At 63.8% G+C, this 8,558-nt stretch carries 7 protein-coding genes; 2 read left to right on the top strand and 5 right to left on the bottom strand.

What is annotated here, in order from left to right:
- Positions 1-108 precede the first annotated feature (108 nt).
- On the bottom strand, positions 109-939 hold the full coding sequence (locus AC0L2J_RS30565) for an enoyl-CoA hydratase (RefSeq protein ID WP_473395487.1): 831 nt from the start codon (positions 937-939) through the stop codon (positions 109-111).
- Between the two features lie 123 nt (positions 940-1,062).
- On the bottom strand, positions 1,063-1,764 hold the full coding sequence (locus AC0L2J_RS30560) for an SDR family NAD(P)-dependent oxidoreductase (protein ID WP_473395486.1): 702 nt from the start codon (positions 1,762-1,764) through the stop codon (positions 1,063-1,065).
- Between the two features lie 231 nt (positions 1,765-1,995).
- On the opposite strand from AC0L2J_RS30560, the gene AC0L2J_RS30555 reads away from it, so the two are divergent.
- Together AC0L2J_RS30555 and AC0L2J_RS30550 are read left to right on the top strand one after the other, a co-directional pair.
- Positions 1,996-3,780 (top strand): acyl-CoA dehydrogenase family protein, encoded by a 1,785-nt coding sequence (locus AC0L2J_RS30555; RefSeq protein WP_473395485.1) that lies wholly within the window; start codon positions 1,996-1,998, stop codon positions 3,778-3,780.
- A gap of 43 nt (positions 3,781-3,823) precedes the next feature.
- Entirely contained in the window at positions 3,824-4,912 is a 1,089-nt protein-coding gene (locus tag AC0L2J_RS30550) for a Zn-dependent alcohol dehydrogenase (RefSeq protein ID WP_473395484.1), read from the top strand.
- 21 nt (positions 4,913-4,933) lie between these two features.
- On the opposite strand, the gene AC0L2J_RS30545 is transcribed toward AC0L2J_RS30550, so the two are convergent.
- From AC0L2J_RS30545 to AC0L2J_RS30535, 3 genes are all read right to left on the bottom strand, one after another.
- Entirely contained in the window at positions 4,934-6,310 is a 1,377-nt protein-coding gene (locus AC0L2J_RS30545; RefSeq protein ID WP_473395483.1) for a hypothetical protein, read from the bottom strand.
- 240 nt (positions 6,311-6,550) lie between these two features.
- Positions 6,551-6,826, bottom strand: coding sequence for a DUF1488 family protein (locus tag AC0L2J_RS30540; RefSeq protein ID WP_473395482.1), 276 nt, complete (start codon positions 6,824-6,826; stop codon positions 6,551-6,553).
- Positions 6,827-6,903: 77 nt separating this feature from the next.
- Positions 6,904-8,382: an AMP nucleosidase gene (locus AC0L2J_RS30535; protein ID WP_473395481.1), complete on the bottom strand. Its 1,479-nt coding sequence runs from the start codon at positions 8,380-8,382 to the stop codon at positions 6,904-6,906.
- Positions 8,383-8,558 lie beyond the last annotated feature (176 nt).

Here is an 8,558-nt window from a genome sequence, read left to right as displayed (position 1 = left end):
TTTTTTTTTTTTTTTTCCCCCCCCCCTCGCCCCCCACCCCAACGCGGGTTGGGGGCCCCCTTTCCCGCGGCCCCGGATTACGCTTCGCTCCATCCGGGCTACAGGTCCCTACTTCCCCGTGAACACCGCCTTGCGCTTCTCGATGAAGGCCTGCACCGCTTCCTTGTGATCGGCGGTCGTGGTCAGGCGCACCAGACGTTCGGCTTCGTGGTCGCGCGCGGTCTCGAAATCGAACAGCAGGGCCTCGTCGAGATTGTCCTTCATGTAGCGCAGCGCAAGGCGCGGACCCCCGGCCAGGGACTTCGCCAGTGCAAAGGCCTCGGCCTGTAATTTGTCGTCGGGCACCACGCGATTGACGAGGCCGATGGCCTCGCACCTGACGGCATCGACCCGATCGCCGGTGAACAGCAGCTCGCGCGCCCGCGCGGTGCCGACGAGGCGCGTCAACAGCCACGCGATGCCATAATCGCCGCTGAGCGCAATGCGCGCATAGCCGGTGGCCACGAAGGCGGATTGCGCGGCAATACGGATGTCGCAGGCCATGGCGATGGCGAGCCCCGCGCCGACCGCCGGCCCCGGCAGCGCGGCGATGGTCGGCTTGCGCACCGACACCAGCGCGCCGGTGAGCAGTCGCTGCCGCTCCTGGAGATCGGCGATGCGATCTTCCAGCGACATCTCCAGCTTCTTCGGGTCGCGATGCGCGCCCATGCCCTTGACGTTGCCGCCGGCGCAGAACGCTTCGCCCGCGCCGGTGATCAGCAGCGCGCCGACATCGGGGTTCTCGCCGCAGGTGCGGATCATCGTGCGCAGCGCCGGGGTCAGCGCGTCCGACAGCGAGTTGCGCGCCTCAGGCCGGTTCAGCGTGATCAAAGCGACGCGATCGCGGATCACGCAGAGGAGTTCACTGGTGCCGGTATCGATGATGGTTTCCGTGGTCATGCCGCTCCCTCTGTTTCGTCATTGCGAGGAGCGAAGCGACGAAGCAATCCAGCCGTTTTCAGTGGAGGCATTTCTGGATTGCTTCGCTTCGCTCGCAATGACGGTCGTTGTGAATTTATCGCCTCAAAACTTCTCCACCCAGGGCCGCAGCTCCAGCTCCCAGCTCCAGGCGCTGCGCGGCTGCTGCAGCACGTTCCAGTAGCTCTCCGCAATGGCATCGGGATCGAGCATCGAATCCGGCTTCTCCGGCGCTTCCGTGCGCGCTGCGCTCCTGATGCCGCCATCGATCACGAAATGCGCGACATGGATGCCTTGCGGCGACAATTCGCGCGCCATGCTCTGCGCCAGCCCGCGCAGTGCGAACTTGCCCATCGCGAACGGCGCGGACTGCGCATAGCCCTTGACGCTTGCCGAAGCGCCGGTGAACAGGATCGCGCCGTGCTGGTTCGGCAGCATGCGCCTGGCCGCTTGCTGCGCCACCAGGAAGCCGCCATAGGCGCTGACCGCAATGGCATTCGCCACGTCGGCCGGAACGAGATCGACGAACGGCCCGCGCGCGCGGCCGCTGGCGTTGTAGACGACCAAATCGGGCGTGCCGATCTCGCGTTCGACCAGGCCGAACAGACGCTCGACTTCATCGGGCTCGGTGGCGTTGCAGGCATAGGCCTTGGCGCCGGTCTCGCTGCAGAGCGCGCCAAGCTTCTCGATTTTTCGCGCGGCCAGTGCGACGCGGATGCCCTGGGCGGACAACAGCCGCGCCAGCGAGGCGCTCAGGCCTTCGCCGGCGCCGACGATGAGGGCAATTTTGTATTTGGGGTGTTCCATGACGTGATCTCTCGAAGACGGGAAGCCGCTGATCTATGCACGGTCCGCGCGGACAACCACCCGGGACGATCACAATTCCGCAGGGCCAATTGCTCCCTCACGGCGATCATGCCTCCCTGACAATTTGCGGCTTTATCCGCTTTCGCGACTGGAGCATGATCGACATCATCTCAAGCGGCAAGCGCCAAATCGGCGCAAAATGACCGCAAGGCGGAAACGAAGAGGACGATCATGCACAAGCCGGCCCCCGCGCAGGCAAAACAGGTCGCGGCCGCACCATCCGGACTGCTGGCTCCCGACACCACCGGCATGAATTTCTACCGCGCCGACCAAGCCCTCACCGATCTCCTGCGCATTCATCTGCCGGAGACGCTATTCCGTCACATCGAGCCGCATCTCGATCGCCTGGGTGAACTCGCCGGCGGACATCTCGACGACTGCGCGCGGCTCGCCGACCGGCACACCCCGGTGCTGCACCAGCGCGACAAGTTCGGCCGCGACGTGCAGTGGATCGAATACCATCCCGCCTATCGCGAATTGGAGAACGCGGCCTTCGGCGAGTTCGGCATCCACGCGCTCTCGATCCGCAAGGGCATCATGGGCTGGCCGGACAAATATCCCGTCGTCGCCAAGCACGCCTTCACCTTCCTGTTCAACCAGACCGAATTCGGCATGGGTTGCCCGATCAACGTCACCGATGGCTGCGCCAAGCTGCTCGCGAATTTCGGCAGCGACGCGCTGAAGGCGAAATATCTCGACGGCCTGACCCAGACCGACATGAGCAAGCTGACGCAAGGCGGCCAGTTCATGACCGAGAAGGAAGGCGGCTCCGACGTCGGCACGCTGACGACGACGGCGGTGCAGGACGGCGACCATTGGCGCCTCTCCGGCGAAAAATGGTTCTGCTCCAACGCCGACGCAAAAGTCGTTATGCTGCTGGCGCGCCCCGAAGGCGCCGGCCCCGGCACGCGCGGCGTCGGCCTGTTTCTGATGCCGCGCTTCCTCGACGACGGTTCGCAGAACCACTACCGGATCGTGCGTCTGAAGGACAAGCTCGGCACGCGCTCGATGGCCTCGGGTGAGATCAAGCTCGAAGGCGCGATCGCCTACGCGGTCGGCAAGCTCGACCGCGGCTTCGTGCAGATGGCCGAGATGGTGAACTCGTCGCGGCTTTCAAATGGTGTCAAATCCACCGCACTGATGCGCCGGGCCTACCATGACGCGATGACGGTGGCGAAAAACCGCGTGGTGTTCGGCAACCGCATCATCGACCTGCCGCTGGGCCGGCGCCAGATGCTGAAGATCATGTTGCCGGTCGAGCAGGCGTTGTCGATGAGCTTCCTCACTGCGGACACGCTCGACCGCGCCGAGGCCGGCAGCCAGGATGCGGCCGCACTGCTGCGCATCCTGACGCCGACCTTGAAATTCCGCGCCACCCGCGATGCGCGAAAGGTCTGCGGCGATGCGCTCGAGATGCGCGGCGGCATCGGCTATATCGAGGAATTCGCGACCGCCCGCCTGCTCCGCGACGCGCATCTCGGTTCGGTCTGGGAAGGCACCGGCAACATCGTCGCGATCGATGCGCTGAGGCGCGCGGTCGGCCGCCACGGCGCCGAATCCGCGCTCGCCGCCGATCTGCACGCCCGCCTCGATGACAGCCCCTCGGTGCCGCAGGCCTGGCGCGACCGGCTGCACACCCTCACCAACCGCGCGGTCGGCTTCGCACGCGAGGTCGCGGGAAAGGCCGACAACGAGGCCGATGCGCGCCGCGCCACGAGCCTGCTCTATCATGTCGCCAGCGCCGTCGCGCTCGCTTGGGAGGCGCATCGCATTCACGACATGCGCGGCGATGCGCGAAGGCTGTTGTTGTCGCGGCTGGTCATCGATCACCGGGTGTTGCCGAGCGATCCGTTCCGGCTGACGGAAAATGCCGCGCAGCAGAAGATCGCCGCGCTGCTGCTCGGCGATCGTGATGCCGGCATGAGCGAGGTTGGCGAACTGGTCCTGGCAGCGTAGGCTGCAGCCGCGTTCGAAGCAAAAAAGCGATAGGGAGTGCTCGATGAAGGCCGCCGTCCTCCATGAAGTCAACAAGCCCCTGGTCATCGAGGATGTCAGCCTGCCGAAGCCCGGCCCGCGCGAGGTCCTGATCCGGACCTCGGTCGCAGGTCTCTGCCACTCCGATCTGCACTTCATGGAAGGCCTTTATCCGCATCCGCTGCCCGCGGTGCTCGGGCACGAATCGGCGGGCGTCGTCGAACAGGTCGGCTCCGACGTCACCTATGTGAAACCGGGTGATCATGTCGTGACCTGCCTGTCCGTGTTCTGCGGCACCTGCGACAATTGCACCACGGGCCGCACGGTGCTCTGCACCGACACCACGGTGAAATTGCTGCCGGGGGTGTCCAATCGGATGCAGTGGGCCCGCTCCGAGAAGCTGCATCAGTTCCTCAACCTCTCGTCCTTCGCCGAGCAGATGCTGGTGCACGAGAACGCGATCGTCAAAATCCGCAAGGAGATGCCGCTCGATCTCGCGGCGCTAATCGGCTGCGGCGTCATTACCGGCTACGGCGCGGTCGTGAACACGGCAAAGGTGACGGCCGGTGAGACAGTGGCCGTGATCGGGTGCGGCGGTGTCGGCATGGCTGCGATCAACGGCGCGCAGATCGCGGGCGCCGGTCGCATCATTGCCATCGACACCAATCCGGCCAAGCTCCAACTCGCGACCAAGCTGGGCGCCACCGATATCATCAGCCCCGCAGACGGCGACGTCGTGAAGCAGGTGCGCGATCTCACCAATGGCGGCGTGCATCATTCCTTCGAGGTACTCGGCCGCAAGGAGACCGCCGAGCAGGCCTTCGGCATGCTCGCTTCGGGCGGCACGGCCACCATCGTCGGCATGATTCCGTTCGGCCAGAAAATCGAGCTGCATGGCTTCGATTTCCTGCGCGAGCGCAGGATCCAGGGCTCCTCGATGGGCTCGAACCATTTTCGCGTCGACATGCCGCGGCTGGTGGATTTCTATCTGCGCGGCCGGCTGCACCTGGAAGACTGGATCTCGGCCAAGCTCAAGCTCTCCGAGATCAACGAAGGCTTTGCCAACATGAAAGCCGGCAAGACGCTGCGCAGCGTGATCATCTTTGACAGCTGATGGCTGGATGAAGCGGGACGCTCAGGATTGAGGCAACTGGTCCGGACCGGCCAAATCGCAACGCGACTGTTTCAGGAGCAGCAGCGCCGCAGCTGTGACGAGACCCGTGGCGAGCAGGTACAGGGGCGATACGCTCAAACCGGGCCCTTCGAAGACCAGATACGAGAACAATCCCGCGGTCGACACGATGAAGCCGAGCCAGACAAGCCTCGGAAAGCGAAATCCTCGTTCGCCGCGCCAAAGATCAAGCACGAGGTAGTACACGAGGAAGGTGTTGCAGAGTGCCGCCGGCAGCACGCCCAGGACGATTCCGGCTTCGAACGCGAGATAGGATAACACGCCATCAACCTGAGCAATTACCGCGAAGGGCAAATAGCGCGGATTGAGGCAGGCCAGGGCGATGGACGCAAGCTCGAACGCGTAGAAGTACCGCTCGTGCATCTTCGGGAGCAGATACGGCATGAGCATCAGCGATACACACGCGGCGAGCAGAATAAACTCCGGCCCCGTCCGTCGAGAGCGCGCGATGAAGATCGACAAGGCGAGCCCGCTCGCCGCCGCGAGCACCATGCCGACGGCAACTCCGATCGCGTACGGCATACCCCCGGCCAACACCCAGATGTTCGCTGCGTTCATGGTGAGGCGATCGAATGTATGGGCTTGGTCCAAATAGACCGCGAGCACGGACGCCAAGGATCTGCCGGCGACGACAACCGGAATGGCGAGAACCAGATAGATCCCGGGAACGGTGGCGAGCCATGCCAGGTGGATCCTGCGGCGCAGAATCATGCCGAGCACGAAGGGTCCCAGGAACACGCCCTGAGCCTTCACCGAAAAGGCCATCGCAAATGACGCAACGCCATTTCGGTCACGCATGAACAGCGCCACGGAAACCAACGTAAAGAAGGTCCAGATCGAATCACTCTCCGCCCACATTGCGCCGTTGAAGATCACCGTCGGTGCGAGCCAGATAGCGCAGAAGGCCAGGGAGGCGCGCAATGGTAGCCTTGTCGCGCGCCAGACGATCTGGGCCACAACGGTCGCGCAGCCCAACTCGAACACTGCCGAGATCGCTTTCACATGGGAAAGTGGCTCGCCTAGCCAATCAAATCGGGCGGCAATCAGCAGGAGATAGCTGTAGAACGGCGTGTAGTTGGTAAAGGCCTCGGCCAGCCCGGCGACACCGTGATCGCGCGCAAAGACATACCAGGGGATCAGATGCTGAATGGCGTCGTCGGTCGCGTGCTTCCGGGCAAAGTAGCGGAGCGCAAGGCCCACGAGTCCGCATCCGATCGCTACGGCAATTGCGAGCCGCCAACTGTTTGGCGGCGTCTTGTCCGGGTTGACGTCATGACCGGGCCCGCGGATCGCGTCGATTCCAACAATGTCCTTTGTCACGCGATCACTCGTGAGGCTCCATTTTCGTGACCTAATCTCTACGGGTCATCAATTCATAGTCGTATAACGTCTGGTTTCGCAGGTCTTAAGATTGCCGCGAAAAGCTTGCTTGGTTAGCGAATGCTTTAGAGAAATTGACGATCATCGGAATGGCTGCCGGCGGGAAGGCAAGCCGGCAGGACCAGATCTTGACCACCCGATGAACTGCTCCGGGGCATAACGGCGGAGACTGGAGCGGAACTACCGCTGCAAATGTCGCGTAAAGATCCGCACCACATGTCCCCTGACCCGCGGCGCCTCGTCGTAGAGGTCTGAGGCGAGCCGCTCGATGGTCTCGCGCAGCGACAAGAACTGGGCCTGCCGCGCGCTGCTTTCGGTGCCCTGCATGCCCGCAAGCCCGTCCATCGCGGCGTCGCTGATCTGGCACTGCACGACCTCGCCGTCGTTCAGCATGGTGAAGCGAAAGGCGAGCCGTTCGAGATCATGGCCAATGATCCTGTCGCGCATGAGTGGCATCAAGTCGTCCCGGTCGACCCCCGCGCCGAAAATGCCGAAAATCCCGCTGCTTGTCAGCAGCAAAGGCGACCCTTCGCCTACTGGAACGCAACTTCGGCGAAACTGCGGAGCTTTCTCGAGTGCAGTCGCTCGGATTCCTGCTGCTTGAGCCGTTCCAGCGCCTTCAAGCCAATCTCGAGATGCTGGCCGACGCGGCGGCGGTAGAATTCGCTAGCCATGCCTGCGAGCTTGATCTCGCCGTGCAGAGGCTTGTCGGAGACGCACAGCAGCGTGCCGTAGGGGACGCGAAAGCGGTAGCCGTTGGCGGCAATCGCGGCTGATTCCATGTCGAGCGCAACCGCGCGCGATTGCGACAAGCGGCGAATGACATCGGGCCCGCTGATCTCCCAATTGCGGTTGTCGACGCTCGCGACGGTGCCGGTGCGCATCAGGCGCTTGAGCTCGAACCCTTCGAGCCCGGTGACGTCCTCGACCGCCTCCTCGAGCGCCACCTGCATCTCCGCCAGCGCCGGGATCGGCACCCACAGCGGCAATTCACGATCGAGCACATGGTCCTCGCGCACATAGCCATGGGCGAGCACGTAGTCGCCGAGCCGCTGCGTGTTGCGCAGGCCCGCGCAATGGCCGAGCATCAGCCAGGCATGGGGCCGCAGCACGGCGACATGGTCGGTGACGTTACGCGCGTTCGACGGACCGGTGCCGATGTTGATCAGCGTGATGCCGCGATAGCCGGGCGCGACCAGATGGAAGGCTGGCATCTGCGGCGTGCGCGCGGGCGGAACGCCCGTCGTCGTGCCGCCGCTGCGCGTGATCACGTTGCCTGGAGCAACGAAGGCATCGAGGCCGGCCTCGCCAGCCTGAAGCCGCTGCTGGCAGAGCTGCGCGAACGCGTCGACATAGAACTGGTAGTTGGTGAAGATCACGAAGTTCTGGAAATGCTCTGGATCCGTGCCCGTGTAGTGGTAGAGCCGGCGCAGCGAGTAGTCGACACGAGCTGCCCGAAACAGCGACAGCGGCTCGGGCGCGCCGGGCTGAAGCTCGAAAGTGCCGTCGGCAATGGCATCGTCCATGGTGGCCAGATCGGGCACGTCGAACGCATCGCGCAGCGACCGTGTGACGGGCGAGTTCTCGCTGGTGGTGATGGCGGCTTCGATGTTGATGTCGCGGCGATAGGCGAAGTGAACGGGGATCGGTTCGCTGGACTCGCCGATTTCGACCGGGACGCCGTGGTTCTGGATCAACAGTCCGATCTGCTCGGTGAAATAGGTCCGGAACAGATCCGGGCGCGTAACGCTGGTCTCGTGCACGCCGGGCCGCGCGACGAAGCCGTAGGCGAGACGCGAATCCAGCCGCGCATGCGTCGCGGTGGTGACACGGACGAAGGGGTAGAAAGCCCGCACCCGCGTCGTGATCGCCTCGCCGTTGACGTAAGCTTCGAACCGGTCACGCAGGAATTTCGTGTTGCGCTCGTAGATCTCTTCGAGGCGAGAGACGGCGAGGCCAGCGTCGGAAAAGGACTCGGTCGCGACGGAGGGTGGGGATTGGATGGATTGCATTGTTCGACGCCGGGTTGCTGGGGCTGAATCGAACTATAGCAAGAAAACCAAAGCAAGAAAGAAGCCGCCCGTCATTTGGGGGCGTGGGCGAGAAAAAAAAAAAAAAAACCCCGGGGGCGACAGGTTTTTTGGTGGGAGGCGGGCAGAAAAGGAAATAGGGGGGGGGGGGCCGGGGG

The sequence above is a fragment of the Bradyrhizobium sp. MV1.5 genome, from assembly GCF_055807615.1.
This window is presented reverse-complemented; position numbering and strand designations above follow the sequence as displayed.